17 protein-coding genes and 2 pseudogenes are annotated in these 17,334 nt (G+C 62.0%); 14 read left to right on the top strand and 5 right to left on the bottom strand.

The window, feature by feature from the left end; translation table 11 throughout:
- Nucleotides 1–9: 9 nt before the first annotated feature.
- From scpB to RE429_RS31495, 6 genes and pseudogenes are all read left to right on the top strand, one after another.
- Nucleotides 10–489: an SMC-Scp complex subunit ScpB gene (gene scpB / locus RE429_RS31520; RefSeq protein ID WP_414476206.1), complete on the top strand. Its 480-nt coding sequence runs from the start codon at nucleotides 10–12 to the stop codon at nucleotides 487–489.
- Between the two features lie 167 nt (nucleotides 490–656).
- A pseudogene (locus RE429_RS31515) lies at nucleotides 657–826 on the top strand (recombinase family protein); the annotation flags it as partial.
- Between the two features lie 107 nt (nucleotides 827–933).
- Nucleotides 934–1,383, top strand: a complete 450-nt coding sequence (locus RE429_RS31510; protein WP_414476205.1) for a hypothetical protein — start codon at nucleotides 934–936, stop codon at nucleotides 1,381–1,383.
- 114 nt (nucleotides 1,384–1,497) lie between these two features.
- Complete coding sequence (locus RE429_RS31505) at nucleotides 1,498–1,758, top strand: DUF6894 family protein (RefSeq protein WP_414476204.1); 261 nt, start codon at nucleotides 1,498–1,500, stop codon at nucleotides 1,756–1,758.
- A gap of 67 nt (nucleotides 1,759–1,825) precedes the next feature.
- A complete protein-coding gene (locus tag RE429_RS31500) occupies nucleotides 1,826–2,167 on the top strand; it encodes a response regulator (protein ID WP_414476203.1) in 342 nt (113 codons plus the stop codon).
- A 521-nt stretch (nucleotides 2,168–2,688) separates the two neighbouring features.
- Nucleotides 2,689–3,096 carry a response regulator gene (locus tag RE429_RS31495; RefSeq protein ID WP_414476202.1) on the top strand — a complete coding sequence of 136 codons (408 nt, stop codon included), beginning with the start codon at nucleotides 2,689–2,691 and terminating at the stop codon, nucleotides 3,094–3,096.
- 188 nt (nucleotides 3,097–3,284) lie between these two features.
- On the opposite strand, the gene RE429_RS31490 is transcribed toward RE429_RS31495, so the two are convergent.
- On the bottom strand, nucleotides 3,285–4,862 hold the full coding sequence (locus RE429_RS31490) for a transposase (RefSeq protein WP_414476201.1): 1,578 nt from the start codon (nucleotides 4,860–4,862) through the stop codon (nucleotides 3,285–3,287).
- A 99-nt stretch (nucleotides 4,863–4,961) separates the two neighbouring features.
- On the bottom strand, nucleotides 4,962–5,171 hold the full coding sequence (locus tag RE429_RS31485) for a DDE-type integrase/transposase/recombinase (RefSeq protein WP_414476200.1): 210 nt from the start codon (nucleotides 5,169–5,171) through the stop codon (nucleotides 4,962–4,964).
- A 239-nt stretch (nucleotides 5,172–5,410) separates the two neighbouring features.
- On the opposite strand from RE429_RS31485, the gene RE429_RS31480 reads away from it, so the two are divergent.
- Nucleotides 5,411–6,643, top strand: coding sequence for an IS110 family transposase (locus RE429_RS31480; protein WP_414476501.1), 1,233 nt, complete (start codon nucleotides 5,411–5,413; stop codon nucleotides 6,641–6,643).
- Here the strand turns inward: RE429_RS31480 and RE429_RS31475 are convergent.
- Entirely contained in the window at nucleotides 6,596–7,414 is an 819-nt protein-coding gene (locus RE429_RS31475) for an IS6 family transposase (RefSeq protein WP_414476199.1), read from the bottom strand. The two genes, RE429_RS31480 and RE429_RS31475, sit on opposite strands and share 48 nt — an antisense overlap.
- Nucleotides 7,415–7,616: 202 nt before the next feature.
- On the opposite strand from RE429_RS31475, the gene RE429_RS31470 reads away from it, so the two are divergent.
- From RE429_RS31470 to RE429_RS31440, 7 genes and pseudogenes are all read left to right on the top strand, one after another.
- Nucleotides 7,617–8,198: a DUF4337 domain-containing protein gene (locus RE429_RS31470; protein WP_414476198.1), complete on the top strand. Its 582-nt coding sequence runs from the start codon at nucleotides 7,617–7,619 to the stop codon at nucleotides 8,196–8,198.
- 292 nt (nucleotides 8,199–8,490) lie between these two features.
- Nucleotides 8,491–8,649 carry a hypothetical protein gene (locus RE429_RS31465; RefSeq protein WP_414476197.1) on the top strand — a complete coding sequence of 53 codons (159 nt, stop codon included), beginning with the start codon at nucleotides 8,491–8,493 and terminating at the stop codon, nucleotides 8,647–8,649.
- 481 nt (nucleotides 8,650–9,130) lie between these two features.
- The gene (locus RE429_RS31460; protein WP_414476196.1) at nucleotides 9,131–10,459 is read left to right on the top strand and encodes an IS5 family transposase; all 1,329 of its coding nucleotides are present in this window, start codon (nucleotides 9,131–9,133) and stop codon (nucleotides 10,457–10,459) included.
- A gap of 42 nt (nucleotides 10,460–10,501) precedes the next feature.
- A pseudogene (locus tag RE429_RS31455) lies at nucleotides 10,502–11,098 on the top strand (integrase core domain-containing protein); the annotation flags it as partial.
- Nucleotides 11,099–11,561: 463 nt separating this feature from the next.
- Nucleotides 11,562–12,116, top strand: a complete 555-nt coding sequence (locus RE429_RS31450) for a hypothetical protein (RefSeq protein WP_414476195.1) — start codon at nucleotides 11,562–11,564, stop codon at nucleotides 12,114–12,116.
- Complete coding sequence (locus RE429_RS31445) at nucleotides 12,113–13,207, top strand: glycosyl hydrolase family 8 (RefSeq protein WP_414476194.1); 1,095 nt, start codon at nucleotides 12,113–12,115, stop codon at nucleotides 13,205–13,207. Before RE429_RS31450 ends, RE429_RS31445 begins: the two co-directional genes overlap by 4 nt.
- The gene (locus tag RE429_RS31440) at nucleotides 13,198–15,045 is read left to right on the top strand and encodes a hypothetical protein (protein WP_414476193.1); all 1,848 of its coding nucleotides are present in this window, start codon (nucleotides 13,198–13,200) and stop codon (nucleotides 15,043–15,045) included. The genes RE429_RS31445 and RE429_RS31440 overlap by 10 nt, the downstream gene beginning before the upstream one ends.
- 67 nt (nucleotides 15,046–15,112) lie before the next feature.
- On the opposite strand, the gene RE429_RS31435 is transcribed toward RE429_RS31440, so the two are convergent.
- Together RE429_RS31435 and RE429_RS31430 are read right to left on the bottom strand one after the other, a co-directional pair.
- Nucleotides 15,113–15,907 (bottom strand): YihY/virulence factor BrkB family protein, encoded by a 795-nt coding sequence (locus RE429_RS31435; RefSeq protein ID WP_414476192.1) that lies wholly within the window; start codon nucleotides 15,905–15,907, stop codon nucleotides 15,113–15,115.
- A 191-nt stretch (nucleotides 15,908–16,098) separates the two neighbouring features.
- Entirely contained in the window at nucleotides 16,099–17,166 is a 1,068-nt protein-coding gene (locus tag RE429_RS31430; RefSeq protein WP_414476191.1) for a PhnA-like protein, read from the bottom strand.
- Between the last annotated feature and the right edge of the window lie 168 nt (nucleotides 17,167–17,334).

Raw genomic sequence — 17,334 nt, 5'->3', positions numbered from 1 at the left:
TACGAGCTGGTGGTCGTCGCCGGCGGCTGGCACCATCGCACGCGACGGCGCTTTGCCGAGGCGATTCGGTTCGTTCGGCCATCCGCGGATCCAGCCGAGCCCGCGCTGAGTCCGGCCGAGCGCCTGGTGGTGACGGCGATTGCCTATTTGCAGCCGGTCACCCGCACGGAACTCTCCCGGCTGTTCGGCAAAGAGGTCAGCCGCGACGTGATCGCCCGACTCAAGCGTCTCGCGCTGATCGGGGCCGGACCGCGGTCGCCGCAGCCCGGCGCGCCGCTCACCTATGTCACCACGGACAGGTTTCTGGTAGTGTTCGGCCTGGCGTCGCTGCGCGATCTGCCCGAGTGGGACGCGCTGGAGGAGGCCGGCCTGCTGCAGGCCGCAACGCCCGCCAGGCCGACGGCTGACACGCTCGACCGCGAGCTCGGCTGGGGTGCCGGCGAGGAGGACGAGGACGGGGATCGGGCCGATCGCCCGGCGCAGGAGTAAGCGAGGCTGCAACCCGCAGCAGGAGCGAGGGCGCCCCGGACCATGCCGCCACGCTCTCTTCCCCCGTCGCAGGCGGAAGTTCGCGGAAGGCAGTCCCTGCTGTCGGAGCCGTTCTCCAACGAACGTTTGCTTTCAACTTGTGTAGTCGTACAGAGGGGGCATGAGCCCACGATCCCCAGCTTGCCGAGCTGCGCGCGGACGGCTGCGCTATCCTCCATGAAGAGCAGGGCTCGGGCGCAAGCCGGACCCGGCCGGTGCTGGCGCGGCTGCTGCGCGAGATCCGGCCGGGGGAATGCGGGTCGTGGTGCGCCTCGACCGCCTGGCGCGCTCGGTGACGCAACGCGATCGGGCGAAACGTTTGGGACTCACGGCTCCGGACTTCCGCGAGTGAGCAGCGTCCCGCAGATCGTTCCATTGCCTTTCCCAGGAGATGCGGCACATCGCTTGGACACACGCCCCGCTGGCTCAGGCCCGCGGGGTTCTTCTTTCAGGGTGGCGCAGCGCCGGCCCGGCTTTCTCAAGGCTGGAAATCCAACCATCATTGTGAAAAAAGTGCTCGGCTTTCATGACTATCAAGGGTGGTTCCGCGTCGCAGCCCGATCAACAGAGCAAAAGGTCCGAACGATGGCCCGACCGATCTCCAAGAACCGCGCCGATCCGTTTGAAGGTTTGCAGTTGCCCGAGAACGCCTGGAAGGCTCTTGAGAGTGCCAACATTCGGAGCCTCAGCCAGATGAGAGCCATGGCTCCTCACATCGAACAGACTCTGAGGACTGACCCGGAAACCATCCGTGTGATCAAGGACACCCTTGATCGTTTGGCGGCTGGGAGAATTCTTCGGGTCAGGCTCGTATTCCCCAAGCGTTCTCACCCGAACTGGCGAGCTGTCCGGTAAGTTCTCAGGTGGCGATCGTGCCGCGGAAATAGGGATCACCCTTTTGCGCTCGGAAAGGGTGAACAAACGGTGCCTGTTGGAATTTACGGCTAGCTGCTGATTTTCTGAGGTCCGATGCCGCGATATTATTTCGATACCTACGATGGTCGTTTCTTCGCAACTGACGATGAGGGCCAAGAACTCGAAGGCGTCAGCGCCGCTAAGGCTGTGGCTCAGACGGCTGTGGTAGAGATGGCCAAGGACGAAATTCCCGACGGCGACGAGCGCACCTTCCTGATCAGCGTCAGGGACCAAGTCGGGCGAGAGGTGCTGAGGATCGCTCTCTCGTTGATGGTTGAAGCCCTCGGCGACCACCCTACCACGCCGTTTCGCTGAGGCTTCTGTGCCGCGGCCGGGGTTGACCACTTGATCTGGTGGTCCAAGTAAGGCCAGGGGGCAGGCGATGAGAATTCTAGTCGTAGAGGATGACCCGTTTGTCCGTGAGATGGCCGTGTCAGGTCTCGAAGACGACGGATTTGAGGTCATCGCAGCAGCCGATGGCGGACAGGCACTCAGCCTCCTCGATACTGAAATCGCGATAGACGCACTCCTGACAGACATTCGCATGCCCGAAGCCGATGGCTGGGAAGTGGCCAAGGCTTTTCGTAGGCGTTTCCCAGATCTGCCTGTCATATACGTGACCGGCTACTCGGAGCGACTGGATCCTGTTACCGGAGGGGTGGTCCTCCCGAAGCCCTATAAGCTGTCACAGGCGATCAGTATTCTGAGGACATGGGATACCTGAAGCAGGTGCTGAACGGCTCCCGCCGCAGTCCTTGGATCAGGTGTTCATAGGCCGGCCTGTGCCGGAATATCGCCACCCCGCAAATGGTGGGACAATTATCGAGAATAGGGACTGAGGCGGGTTGGCGGCAATCAGTGCTGCGTTTGCTCCAGGGGAAGAGATGCCAGGACCGTGCCGGATGGATCAACGATTTCAAGTCGCCAGCCCTGCCAGGATAGCCAGCCGTTATCGCCTCATTCTGGAGGTCGTCGATGGCCCGCATGGCCTGCACCTTGGCATTCTCCAGATCGGAGACCTCGATCCTTCGCTATCCAAGATCTCTTCATGGCTATTGACCAAGTGAAAGTAGCAGCGCATGAGCGGTGTCAGGCCGTCCCTATTCGAGAGCCCGCCATACCCCACTCATGCGTGAGAAGAAAGTCCGCGAGTGTCCGGTACGGCCGCTTTTGCCAAGGGGTTGGTCCAGCCCAGGTCAACTTAAGTGAATGCTGGCTTTTCTGACGTCCTCGACCGAGGAGTTCATGAGCAAAGAAATGACAGATCAGCTCCGCTGCTTGATTGTCGAGGATCAGGCACTCATTGCCATGTCGATCGAGACATACCTTGAAGGGGCGGGCATTGCCGTGCACACGGTCGCCTCCTCTGCCGAGGCGCGAACTTGGCTGGAGGTCAACACGGCTGACATCGCTATTGTCGACTTCATGCTCAAGGACGGCCCTGCCACAGAGTTGGCCGGGGAGTTCAAAAGACGCGCCATCCCCTTTGTCATCTATTCCGGTTACCCGCCGCGCCAGAGCTTGTCCTCTGAGCTTCAGGGGGTGCCGTGGCTTGAAAAGCCCACAAGCCGTGACGCCTTGCTGAAGGTTGTGCTGAAGACCCTCATGTCCGTGTCAGGCCCGGCGCCATCCGCTCCTACTCTTCATTCTTGACATCGGCGCTGGCGTTGCGGTCGCGATCCTCGTGCTGCTGATGCGGGCCTTGTTGATGCGGGCTTGATCGCGCAGGCACCGTTGCAGTAACCTGAAAACGGCATATCGGACCCAGTTTAACGGGCCGCTCAGGCAGCAAGACCGAAGAGCTTGTCAACCGAACCGAAGAATTGACCCCTCCTGTTGCCTCACCGGAGAATGTTACTAGGCGATGTGATGGAGCGGATGATCTCTCCTTCCGCGGCTGAAGGGTAGGCGTGCGCCCGTTTGATCCAGTCCCCGTCAAGGATGATCCGCCCCATCACGTCAGCCCGCCAAGCCTTCACGACCCTTTGCACCATCCGCAGGCTCCTCGTCCGGAAGCGCGACGGATCGGCGTCTATGAGACGCTGAAGCACCGTTGCCGCCGGGATCGCGGGCTCGGCCTCAAGCCATGCCTTGATCTGGGCCTCATACGGCTCAAACATGCTTGGCCGCTTCGGATACGGCTTTACTCGCCGATAGAGCCGTCGATGCGTCGGTCGCGTCTCGCCGGCCTGCCAAGCCGTCTTCAGGCTCGCAGCGAAGCGTTGAAGATCAATGGTGACCGGTTCCTCAGGCTTGCTGCTCAGACCACGACGATCAACCCGTTTCCCGAGCTCTTCCTGGGCCACGCGGATCCCAGTATACAGCATCACCGGATCTGATGCTTCCATCAGGGCTCGTAGCCGCTCTTTGTCTGCCTCGCTCACACCGGGATGAGCCAGAACGCGGGCGGCTGGTGGAACGGGCGCGTGATAGCGCTTGATCACGCGGCCCCCAATCCGGGTCTTCTCCCACAGCTTGAACCACGGCTGGTACAGATTGCCGTGCAGACGCACCACAGCATAGAGACGGGCCAGGGCCGCCGTCGCCTCCGCCCCGACGAACCTGCCATAGCCCACCAGCCTGCGCACGATGGCGCCGTTCTTCTGCTCCACCCAGGCCTGGTCATTCTTGCGGTAGGCACGCGACCGCGTCACCTCCAGCCCCTGGCTTCGGCACCAGCAGACCACCAATTCGTTCATGAAGGCGCTGTCATTGTCGAAGTCGACACCCCGCAGCGGGAAGGGAAACAGCGACCGCGCCTGCTGGATCGCGGCGATCACAAGTCCACCGTCCCGCGTGCGCACCGGCACGCACTCGGTCCAGCCCGTGGCAATATCGGTCAGAACCATGGTCTGCACGAAGCTGCCGGACGACGAGGTGCCGGAATGCGCCACGAAGTCGACCTCGACATAACCCGGTAGAGGATCATTCCAGTCGCCAAAGGTGCGCACCGGCACCGAGCGGCGCACCGCCGAACTCATGCCGGCGCGACGGCGCTGACCGCCACGGGCGACAACGCGCACCTGCGACAGCAATCGGTCCATCGTGGCCGGGCTGACCGTCAGCACCTTGCTCCGCAGCTCGTCATCCACATCAAGCCGGCCGTGCCGCTCCAGGGCCGGCAACAAGACGGGGATCATCGGCTTCAGGCGCTTCGAGCACAGGCGGTCGGACGCCTCCCATAACACAACCAGGGCCTCACGAACCCTGGCATCATACCGGGTGGCGTATTGCCTGGCAGCGGGTGGCTTGCTCTCAGATCGACAGAGAATCCGGATCGCATGCTTGCGGTGATAGCCGGTCACCGCAATGAACTCATCCAGGATGCGCTGCTTGTCCGCCCGGCGGCTTGATCGGTAGCGCTCGACGATTGCTTCGACCAGTTCCGAGCGTGTTGCCATGCTGAGATGCCTTGCCATCCACCATCCCCGCAACAGGATGACAAAAGATGACGCATCCCGTCCGGGACAGTGAGCCTACCGGTAACATTCAACGTGAGGCAATGCGGGGGCAGTTTCTCAGTTCGGACGACAGAGCTGATTGTTCAGACGGATTTCACCCGTCGCTCGACATCCCCGCTTGTTGTAATGACCGCGGCGGAGCATGCGCATGATTTCAAAACCCGTCAGGGTTGCAGCGGCGGTTTTCATCGTCTGGAAGCTGCATGTCGGCCGTATCACGCGCTTGAGCGTGCCATGATCAGCCTCAAGGATGTTATTATCGGGCATGAATAGGCGCGACACCTCCATTCAGGTTTCTGAAGGCTGACGGATCAGGTATCCTCGGCGCACCGGGATAGGGGTGTCGGGAGCACGGAAGGTGGGCAGGCCGAAAGTATCTGTGAGCTGAGAGCTCGTGTTGTTATCTGGCCGCCCCTTCGACTGGCCCGGGTGCGCTGCGAGCGCGGATCCGTAGTTGTCGTGTGGCCCACTGGCTCCCGAAGTTGCTTAAGCCACAGGAGCCGGAGATGAGGATCATTGCTCTCGATGTTCATCGTTCCTTTGCCCAGATGGCAATCCTGGAGAACGGAGTTATCCGGGATGCCGGCAAGGTCGACCTTGAACGCAGTCGCCTGCTGCACTTTGCCCAATCGCTGAAGCCTGACGACGAGATCGTCCTGGAGGCGACCGGCAACACCAGCGCCATCGTGCGCCTGCTGTCACCGTTCGTGGCGCGCGTGGTGATTGCCAATCCCAACCTGGTGCGGGCGATCGCCTGGGCCAAGGTCAAGACCGACAAGATCGATGCTCGCGTGCTGGCGAAGCTCCATGCCAGCGGGTTCCTGCCCGAGGTCTGGATGCCGGACGAGGAGACCGAGGCCCGCCGCCGTGTCACGGCAGAACGCACCCAGCTGGTCGCGCAGATGACCCGCCTCAAGAACCGGATCCACGCGGTTTTGCATGCTCACCTGATCCCACCCTATCAAGGCAGCCTGTTCTCGAAACGCGGAAGGGCCTGGTTGGAGGCCCTTCCGCTCGCCGAGGATCAGCGCTGGGTGATCCTGCGCCATGCCGGTGAGCTGGATCGGCTTGGGGCCGAGCTCGCGGAGCTGGACAAGAGCCTCGCCCAGAAGGCGCTCGATGATCCACAGGTCAGACGGCTGATGACGATCACGGGGGTGAATGCCACGGTGGCCATGAGCGTCCTGGCAGCGATCGGCGACATCAAACGCTTCTCCTCGCCGCAAAAGCTGGTGAGCTGCTTCGGCCTCAATCCGAAGGTGCGGCAATCAGGCGATAAGCCCGCTTATCATGGGCACATCAGCAAACAGGGGCGGACTCATGCCCGCTCGATGCTGGTCGAGGCGGCCTGGGTGATCTCCGGCGTACCAGGTCCTCTGCGGGCCTTCTTCATCCGCATCAGGAACAAGCGCGGCAAGTCGGTGGCGGCCGTAGCAACGGCCCGTAAGCTGGCGGTGATCGTCTGGCACATGCTGAGCAAAGATGAAGACTACACCTGGAGCCGGCTGGCGCTGCTGCAGTGGAAACTGCGCTATTTGGAACTGGCAGCGGGATATCCATCGCGCCGGGGCGGCCGGCAAAAGGGATCCGCCGCCGCATACAGCAAGAAGGCTGTGCGTGAGGCAGAGCGGGAGATGGTCGGCCAGGCCGAAGAAGCTTATCGGCGCTTTGTGGCCAGCTGGAAACAACGATCACCGAAAGGGTGCTCGGGTGCCGCCAATGAGGTGCGACGGTCCTAAGCTGCGCGGCAGGGTTGCAACCTCACGCCCTGCTCTTCGCTCCGGGGTCACCCGAGCCCGTCCACTATAGCAGCCCCAGCCCTGTCGATCCACTCGCCGGTAGGGAGCCCGTATCATATGCACTTTCGTCGCCCAGGTAGACCGGCGAGCCTCTCGTGACGCGATGGCGCGCTCAAACCCAGTTTCTGCCGGGTACCATGCGGACAGCGCCTGATTCAGACCAACAGACCGGAAGGAGAATGCTCCCACCGATGTCGAAAATGGCTTGTCAAATACATCCGTCAGATATTTCGAGGTGCGGTGTACCACATCGTTCGGCAGCATCCCTTTGTTCTGCAGGCGCAGGATCGCCTTGGGATACGACGCCAGTTTATCCGTCGTGATCGAGGATGGTGGATAGGTGCTCATCGCCTTGATGGCCTTACGCAGGAACCGATAAGCGGCGTTGGTATTCCGCCGATCGGACAGCATGAAGGCGATCAACCGACCGTGCTTGTCGACCGCGCGAAACAGGTACTTCCAGTGTCCGCCAACCCGCGCATAGGTCTCGTCGACGCGCCAGGAGCCTGAGCGAGGTCCCTGGTAGAGCCGAATTCGCCTTTTGATCTCCGGAGCATAGCGCTGAACCCAACGGAAGATCGTGGATGGATCAACGGCGACACCGCGCTCGGACATCATTTCAGCCAGATCGCGATAGCTGATCCCGTACTTGCAGTACCAGCGCACGCACAGCAGGATGATCTCGACTGGGAAACGGCGGCGCTTGAACAAAGACGACAGGGCGGCTCCTCGATTGGCCGCTCTGGATTATACTGCCGAGGTTACTGCAACGGTGCCCTCGTGGCGCCGGTTGATCATCTGTTGACCTGCAACAGGGAATGCGGGAGCTTGTTTCTAGGCACCGGAGCCTTTGGGAAAACGTTTAAGATAGGTATCCCTCGACCAACAATGAACCGACAGAGGGGACGATCGCATGCATGCGGAAGAAGCCAAGGACCGCCTTGACGAGGTCCATGAACGCCGCGGAACCAAATTCATTGCACTGTTGATCGCCAGCCTGGCGGCTCTTCTGGCCGTGGTCGAGACGACGAGCGACAATGCCCGCGTGGACGCGCTCAAAAGCAACACCGACGCCGCCAACCTCTGGTCCTTCTACCAAGCCAAGACCATTCGCCAGACCACCTTGCGCACTGAGGCCGAGCGCCTCCAGATCGACCTGATGAGCATGCCTCCGGCTCAGGCGGAGGCTGCGCAAAAGCAGGTGCAGGCCTGGCGCACCGCCATCGAGCGCTATGAGTCAGAGCCGTCCACAAACGAAGGCCGCAAGGAACTGACCGTGCGTGCCCAGGCGGCTGAAGCGGCGCGCGACCATGCCCTGGCGGCCAAGGACAGGCTCGACCTCAGCACCACGGCCCTGCAGATCGCGATCGTGCTCGCCTCCGCGTCCGTCGTGCTCAGCATCGGATGGCTGGCCTGGATTGGCGGTGGGCTCGGGCTGATCGGGCTGACGTTTGCCGTGATCGGCTGGGCTGCGCCAACCCTGGGCCCCCTGTAGCCGTTTGCCGGAAAGACATGGCAAGATAAAGCCCCCCTTGCTCCCCCGTCCATGGAGGTGTCGCCATTCCTGCTGGCGTGGTCCTTCCCGTCCCTGCATTCTATTGCCATGATTGCCGGAAATCGCGGCAGGTCCCGGGGTGTGGACCTTCTGACGGTGCAGGGCGAGGATTCGCCCTGAACACGGGACAGGCGCCCGAACACCGTCAGGGATAGTATTATCCAGGATTGATGCCGACCGGCTGCCCAGCGGCACCCCCGTCATCATCATCATCATCATCTTGGATGTCCCCTTGGTCGTCCTGGTCATCCGGGCTGGGTCGGACGTTGGGCTGAATGTCCTCGTCGTCATCATCCTCATCGACGGACTGGGCCAATCGGATCTGGGCGCCTTGCCGGATTGCGGCCTCATCGAGAGGTTTCGCTGGGCCTCCGGCACACAGACTTCCTGAACCCAGGACTGTGGCTCCTATAAATCCCGCTATGAGCAGCGTGCGCATGACATCTCCTGAACTTGCAGCCTGCCGAGCAGGGCCGAGAAATGAGCCGATTTCATGGTCCGCTCCAGGCAGCGACAGAAAACCTGCTTGTCCGTCTCAACGCGACCCGATCAGTCGTGATCGTCCGCGGTCGCCGGTTTGGATGCGCTTGATCACACATCTAAACCGGAGAAATTCGCCTGCGACAGACGGGACCGTTGCATTAACCTCGGCCGTATAACAAGGAGCGGTTCATCAAGGAGCCGCTCCTGTGTCTCTGTTCAAGCGCCGCCGCTTTCCGGCCGAGATCATCCTGCTGTGCGTGCGCTGGTATTGTAAGTAGTCGGCTGTGAACAACCCACAACTGATTGAGGTAGAAGGATTCTTTGTCGTCGCAAAGCATTGTAAAATGCCGGTTCCTGGAGAGTGAACCACTCAAAACCGGTGTTTTGCCATGGGACCCAAGCCGACGCTGCCCACTTCGGGCGATCTCTACCGCAGCCGTCTCGATCAGATCCTCGATCCGCGTCACGAGCTCTTTCGCCTAGCCAGTCTGATCGACTGGGACAGGTTCGATCAGGAGTTCGGCCGCTTTTATCGCCCGCTCGGCCGGCCTGCTAAACCCACGCGGCTGATGGTGGGCTTGTCCTATCTCCAGCACACCTTCAACCTGTCCGATGAGGCGGCGGTGCAGCGCTGGATCGAGAACCCGTATTATCAATGGTTCTGTGGTTGCGAGTACTTCCAGCATCAGTTGCCGTGCGATCCCAGCTCGCTCACCCGCTGGCGCAAGCGGCTCGGATCTGAGGGATTGGAGACGCTGCTTTCTGCCACGATCCAGGCCGGGCTCGACACGGGCGCGGTGCGGCCCTCCAGTCTTGAACGGATCACCGTCGATACGACGGTGCAGCCCAAGGCCATCACTCATCCCACCGACGCGAAGCTGTACCTGAAAGCCTTGCAGGCTCTGGTGCGGCAGGCCAAACGGCACGGCCTCGAGCTGCGGCAGGCTCACACCCGTCTGGCCCAACGCGCCGCCGTGCAGGTCGGTCGCTATGCCCATGCCCGGCAGATGCGCCGCATGCGGCGCGAGTTGAAGCGGCTGAAGACCTATTTGGGCCGGGTCTACCGCGATGCCGCCAGGAAAGTCGCCGGTGATGAGGTTCTCTCACGCCGGTTTGCTCCTCTGCTCGGCTTCGTCGAGCGTCTTCTGACGCAGGAGCGCACGAGCAAGAACAAGCTCTACAGCCTGCATGCTCCAGAGGTGGTGTGCATCGCCAAGGGCAAGGCGCATCGGCCGTACGAGTTCGGCTCCAAGGTCGCGCTGGCGGTGACCAACCGCGAAGGCTTCGTGCTCGCCTCCAAGGCGCTCGAGGGCAATCCGTATGACGGGCATACGTTGGACACGACCATCGGCCAGGTCATCGCGATGACGGACGTGGAGCCCGCGCGCATCTACGTCGACCTGGGCTATCGTGGGCACGACTATGCGCATAAGGAGCGCGTGTTCATTGCCCGCCAGCGGCGGGGGCTCACACCCACGATCAAGCGCGAGCTGCGACGCCGGTCCGCGATCGAGCCGATGATCGGACACATGAAGGCGGACGGGCGGCTGGGACGCAATCACCTGCTCGGAGCAGCCGGCGACGCCATCAATGCGCTGCTTGTGGCCGCCGGGCACAACCTACGGCTGATCCTGAACTGGCTCAGGCTTTTTGTGGCCTGGCTCATGGCAGCTCTGATCATCTCACCCGCGCAACCGGATACCTCTCAAGCCGCCTGAACCAACGCCAGCCTCGTGCCGACGCATTATTCAGGGCCGACGACTTATCGGATCTACCGGGAGCTGGGCATGCAGCTGCGCAACAAAACACCCAAGCGGCGGGTGAAGGCCAAACTGCGGGACGACCGCCAGGCAGCCGTGGGGCCAAACGACGTCTGGGCCATGGACTTTGTGCATGACCAGCTCGCCACCGGCCGGAAGCTGCGGGTCCTGACCGTGGTGGACATCTTCTCGCGCTACTCACCGGTGATTGATCCGCGCTTCAGCTATCGGGGCGAGGAGGTGGTGCAGGTGCTCGAGCGGACCTGTGCCGAGATCGGCTATCCGACGACGATCCGGGTCGACCAGGGCTCGGAGTTTGTCAGTCGTGACCTGGATCTGTGGGCCTATGCCAGGGGTGTCACGCTCGACTTCTCCCGGCCCGGCAAGCCGACCGACAACGCGTATATTGAAGCCTTCAACGGCCGCTTTCGGGCCAAGTGTCTGAACCAGCACTGGTTCCTGACGCTTGCCGATGCGCGCGAAAAGATGGAGGATTGGCGTCGATACGACAATGAGGATCGGCCACATGGCGCCCTTGGGCATAAGCCTCCGATCTCACTGACAAATCACGGCAGCACAGCCAGCCTGCCGCCGTGAACGAGGCCGGAAAACTCTAGCCTCCGGCGATCCAAAGAAGGGGCTCAGCGCACGAGGCCGGAAAACTCTCATCTCCGGCGATCCGAAGAAGGGGCTCAGCGCAACCGCTTTGACGACTCTAGCAAAGATCGCAAGTGTCTCGGGGCGCGAAACTAAAGCGCACTTCGCGTTTGATGTTGTACCGCCCGGCTCGCCCCACGTGCTTGCGCTCGGAGCTTATGAGGACATGCCGGGAGTCATACTGCGAGCAGCCGGGCTCGATCCGGAGAAGCTCAGGAAGGTCTGGCTTCAGCCTACCTCGCGAGCGCCGGAGGTGGCCTCTGGGCGGCAGCGGGTTCAGTTGGCCGCCGTCGGCTACACCCATGACCTGCCTGCGGGTACTCCACCTGGGCCAGGGACTGCGGACAGCACAGCCAGTCTGACTCTCGCCACCTCGCCAGCAATGCCGTCGCAGCCGTCCAAGATGCTCAAGATCTTCGATGAAGAAGGCTCAAACTGGCTACACGGCTATGTCCAATCCGCAAAGGAGACTCTTTCCAGTCTGGTCTCCGGAGCCGTCAGCCGTGCAAGCTTCCTTGATGCTAATAAGCGAGAGGACTTGCCGCTCACCGAGGCCGGCACGCTTGTCCTGGCACAAGGAGCTCAGATCGACGGCGTTGGCGGAAGCTGGCGCTCCAGGTTGCTGCCGAATGTTAGCTCTACAACGGTGGTCGTGGCACCTAGCACGGAGCATCTCGCTCATTCACTGACGGAGATCCTTTCCGGGTCTCTCTGGCAACAATTCGTCGGCGATGCAGCAGTGTACACTGCCGAGGATGGATCGATCAGCAACCGTGTTTCCGAGCAGATCATGCTTGTGCCGACCGCAGCATGGAGCCTCCAGAATATTCGGCTGATTGCTGCCGGCTGGCTATCGCGCAACACTGTGATCTATCTCGGAATCCTGCTTGGGCTCCTCACGGTGCTGACGGCTCTCATGCAATGGGCGCTCCGCTCTTCAGGAGTTCGCGAGTCATGATGGTGAAGCAGGCTGCGTTGGGCCTTGCCATGCTTATTTCTGTAGCCCTTTCGCCATTGAATGGGACTGCGGCGAGCTTGGGAGCGGAGCCGTCTCAGCCTGACACAGCTGGTCTCGCGGCCAATTGGCTGGAGGCGGCATGGAGCGCCTACAAGCAGCGTTTCGTGCGGGACGGGCGTGTCATCGACGATGTCAACCGCATTAGTCACAGCGAGGGGCAGGGCTATGCCATGCTGATCGCAGTCAAAGCCGGAGATCGTGTCGCGTTCGACGAGATCTGGCAGTGGACGAAGCGTGAACTCTACATCGACTCCAGCGGTCTTGCAGCCTGGAAATGGGATGACCGCTCCACGCCAAAGGTGACGGACAAGAATAATGCCTCCGATGGAGATATTCTTATTGCATGGACCTTGGGGGAGGGGGCCGAGCAGTGGGGAGCACGGGATTACCGCGACGCGGCTCTCGACATCATCCGCACCGTTGGGAGTGCCAATACCACTCGGGGCCGAGAAGGGCTCACTCTGCTTCCCGGAAGGATCGGTTTCTCACCCGAGGATCATCCCGACGGGCAAGTCCTCAATCTGTCCTACTGGGTGTTCCCGGCGCTTGAGAGGTTTAAGGCGTTTGACAAGCAGACGGACTGGGCAGCAGTTCAAAGAACTGGGCTTAAGCTGATCCAAGAAAGCCGATTCGGTCCACTGCGCCTGCCGTCGGATTGGATTGCGATGGGATCTGGCCAACCGGCTCCTGCCAAGGCTTTCCCGGCGAAGTTCAGTTACAATGCGATCCGCATTCCTCTCTATCTCACCTGGGCTAAGCTCGATAAGCCAGACCTTCTGCGCCCCTTTGTGGGGCTCTGGAACAGCGAGTTGAATCTCGGACCCTTCGAGGTCGATCTGCCCGTGGGTAGCGCCCAGCAGACCTTCGGCGGAACAGGATTCAAGGCTGTGATCGCTTCCGCGAAGTGCGCCCTGCACCAGGAAAAGCTTCACCCTTCCCTGCGGAAGGTCGAACCCGAGACCTACTACTCGACGACCCTCCACATTTTGTCATTGATTGCCGTTCAGGAAAGGTACCCGGAATGTCTATGAAGCCTATGGCCCTTCTCCTGGGCTGCATCAGCTCCACCGTTCTGATGATCTCCATGGCGCAGAGCGCCGGGGGAACGGGGCAGCGACCGGGTCTGCTGTTGAGTAAACCTAACAATGCAACCCCCGATGCCCCCTTCGATCTCAAGGCTCCCATACCGGGCCATGGCGGCACCAGGGCCACGCCGACCGGCGGTCCATTACTGATGGGCGTGGATCCAACGGCAGCCTCTCCGACAAGCCAGGAGGCAAGGCCCTTGCGTGCGACCCCCGCCAAGGTGGATGAGACCGCTTTGCGCTTCTATGCCTCTCAGAACGACTCGGCTCGTGTTTCCATGGAGATCAAGCGCATCAAAGCGCTAAATCCGTCCTGGGAGCCCCCGACCGACCTCTTCAACGAAGCGGGCGATCCGGCCGTCGAGCAGAAGCTATGGGATCTTTTCGGCGAGGGACGCTTTGACGAGATCCGGATTGCCGTCGAGAACATCCAGAAGGCTGATCCGAACTGGCGTCCTTCCGAGAAGCTCGTGCAGGAGTTCGATCGGGCTCAGATCCGCGCTCAGCTGATTGCAGCTTCAGAAGCACAAGATCCCCATGGAGTTCTCGCCGCCGCGGAATCCCATTCAGGCATGCTGGTCTGCGCCGATGTCGATTCCATGTGGCGTGTGGCCGAGGCTCTCGTGCAGACGAGTCAGGAAGACAGAGCCCTGGAACTCTATAAGTACATTCTCAGCCGCTGCCCCGATCCGGCTGAGCGTCTTGCGACCGTTCAAAAGGCCATGGAGCTGCTGCCGGTGCCGGCGGTCAAAGCGCTAATGGCGGCAGCACGCTATCAGAGCGACAACGGAAAAGCCCTGGAGGCCGTACAGCTCGATCTCATGCGGAGGCAGATCGGAGCCGTTGCTTCCGACGTCACGGCAGCACCCGTTTCTCCTGCTGACCTGAAGGCCTTTGAGAGCCTCGTCAAGCAGAAGAAGATGTCGAACGATGCAGACTTGTTAGGGTGGCACTACTACTCCCTGAAGTCATGGCCGGTAGCAGCGGAGTGGTTCAAGCAGGCCGTGGATTGGGACAAGCTGCCGAAGGCGGCTGAAGGTTATGCACTGGCGCTGCGTCAGCAAGGCCAACTCGCGGAAGCCGAGGCTGCTTCCTACGAATGGCGCAATGCATCCCCGCTGGTTGCCAAACTCTACGTCGAAATTGTCGCCACTGCTCTCACGCAGCCAAACCCCACATCGTTTGCTGAGGCGCGCCTGGCGCGGATGGAGGATGTTGTTGCGACCATTAAGTCCGTGAACGGCAGCCAGGCGCTCGGCTGGTATCACTACAACAAGAATAACTTCCCCAAAGCACTCCATTGGTTTGCGTCTTCCGTTGCGTGGGAGGCAACGGAGAATAACGTGCTAGGGCTCGCCCTTGCTGCTCATCGAGCCAACGACGAAGTGCTATTTCACAAGACCGTTTCGGATTATGGCAATCAATATGCCGCCGTTGCCGCTCTCCGGGCCTATGACAAGCCGCAGGTTGGGGTACGACAGGGCGGCACGGGCTCGCGGCGTAGCGGCTCGCCACAGGCTAGCCAGCTTGCCAACGCGGCTGTAGAGCAGTTCAAAAACGGGAAGTATCGTGAAGCGCTCGCGACTCTCGACAAGCGCGCCGGTATCGCAAAGGAAGACCATGGCCTTGGGCTGCTGCGTGGATGGGCTCTCTACAACCTGAACCAGTATGACAAAGCCCGCGAGAAGTTTACCGAATTGGACAAGAAGCAATCCACGCAAGACACTCAATATGGCCTGTACTATTCCGGATCCAAGCTGGACCCTCTGCACAGAGGGGACTGACGTTTCCCAGAGGTTCCCTCGCAAATCCGGGGCAGGGACGAGCAAATGGTGGGTCTTCGTTACGCGCTCATGCAGCGAGCTGCCCGCGAGTGGTGTCGCGCAATGTCTGCTGCTCCAGCTCCGCATTCAGCTCGGCGCCAAGCAGCACAGCGAAGGCGCTCAGATATGACCACGTCAGCAGCATCATGATGGTCCCGAGCAGTCCCAAGGTCTGGTTGTATGAGGGAAAGTGCGAGACGTAGAACGAGAACCCAGTTGCGGTGACGAGCCACAAGGCCGTCGCGACCGCAGCCCCCGGACTGACCCAGCGCCACTTGGCAGCGCGCCGGCATGGGGCAAAGCGGTAGAGCATGCCGAGGGCAGCAATGCACAGCATCGCCAGGACCGGCCAGCGGGCGAGGGACACAGCCGCTTGCAACGTCGGACCGAGTGGCGGCAGGCTGAGTACCAGAGGGGCCAAGGCAACCACGGCGAACGCCAGCAACATGAACGATCCGGCCGCCAAGGCGACCACGAATGCGTCCCACTCCCGACACAGGAAGCTCCGGACTTCCTCCTCCCGGTAGGCCACGTTGAGGGCCGCGATGAGCCCCGAGGCTCCCGACCAAGCTCCCCATAGTGCGGCGATCAGGCCGCCGCCGAGCCCTGCACCAAGCTGCATTCGCGAGGTACGCGCGACCGCCTGCATTTGATCGGCCAGGAACAGGGTGGCATTCCCGGGCACGAGGCCGCCGAGCATCTCGATCGGCCGATGCACCGCCTCGGGATTGGCCAGGAGCCCGACGACGGCCATCGCGACCGATGCACTGGGGATCGCGGCGAAGATGGCACAGAACGCAACACCCGCGGACCTGAGCCACATGCCGTCTTGGCGCAGGGAATGAGCAAGCCGGGCGAGGACGTCGAGCCAACCGCGTTCCGTGAGATCACCTGGATGATCCGCATCGCAGATCACATCTTCCGGGAGCCTCGATGCCAGCGCGCCACATCTCCCCGCCAGCACCTGCGGTTGGTTGCGAGTTCTGCGGATGAGCGGCTCCTTTCGCTGTCCCGTCAAGACGACCGCGTGTTGCCTGTCTTCGTGGATGATGACGCCCGCGGCGTCCGGTCGGTCTCGACGGTGGTGCTCGTGTGGCCGCCGGTCACCGCCGAGGTGGTGGCTCCGGCACGGTTCAGGCCCAGCCGAGCTGTGACGGTCGGCTCGACGGTGCCCATGCGCCCGCCAAACCACGCGGCGACCGCCCCGAGGATCAGGCCCAGAGCTCCGAACAGGGCTCCACGGGACACGCCTTTCGCCGCCGCATCGGCGGCTTGCGTGGCCTGCTGCTTCGCCTGGTCGACCGCTTGGCGGTACTGCTGCTCGTACTGCTGCACCTGAGTGCGTGCCTGATCGACTGGGATGTTCTGGGCGCGTGCAATCGCATCAGCAGCGCGGTTGCGCGCGTCGGCTGCCTGCTGCTCGTTGCCGGTCAGCGCGGCTCGCACCGAAGCAATGGCGGCGTCACGAAGAGCTGCCGGATCATTGCCGCCCGTGGCGCCGCGAATCTGCTGCTCGATCGAGGAGAAGGGGTCGGCGGATCCGGCGAGACTGGGAGCGGCCGCCTGGGCGGCGGTCTGCGCCGTCGAGCCAACGGCCTGGGTGACGTTGCCCAAGGCGCTGGTCACGGTGCGGTAGGCGCCGCCGAGGAGCCCGCCCACGGTGGTGGTCAGGAGATAGAAGATGACGAGCGTGGTCAGCGCCCACGCCGTCAGGCCGTGCCAACCTGCGGTGGACGCCTTGGGCCTGCCGGCCAGCCGACCTGCGGCGTAGCCGCCGGCGAGCGAGGCCAGGATTCCAGCCACCACGAACCAAGCACCGGCACCGATCGAGAAGGTCGAGGCGGATGGATTGCCAGCGGCCCCAGCGGCAGGATTGAGGGTGGCCGCCCCGACGCCGATGCCGAGCAGGTTGAAAATAAGCTGGATGGCCAGGGTCACGACAACGCCGGCAAGCACAGCTCCCCAGGAGATCTGGTTGAGCATGATGGTGCGCGAGTCCTCGGACGGCGTGACCGGGCTCATGCGGGGAGCGTCGTAGTCGCCGCGATTGCGCGGCGTGTCGGGGTGCTGGATGTCGGTCATGGCGGAGACCTCCTGTTCGGCCCCAACCTTTGGGCGGGGAAATTGTTCAGCACGGACAGGCGGATTTCCTTACAGATCAACGATTTGTCGCAGAGGCGGCCAAGGCTGCCCGGGGTTCCGGCGCAAGGAACTCCCGCGGCGCGTTCCCGTTGGCTGGCGTTCATTTGA

The organism is Microvirga sp. M2 (assembly GCF_047497095.1).
Lineage (GTDB): Bacteria > Pseudomonadota > Alphaproteobacteria > Rhizobiales > Beijerinckiaceae > Microvirga.
The sequence above is the reverse complement of the archived record's forward strand: the minus strand, read 5'-3'. Positions and strand labels throughout refer to the sequence as shown.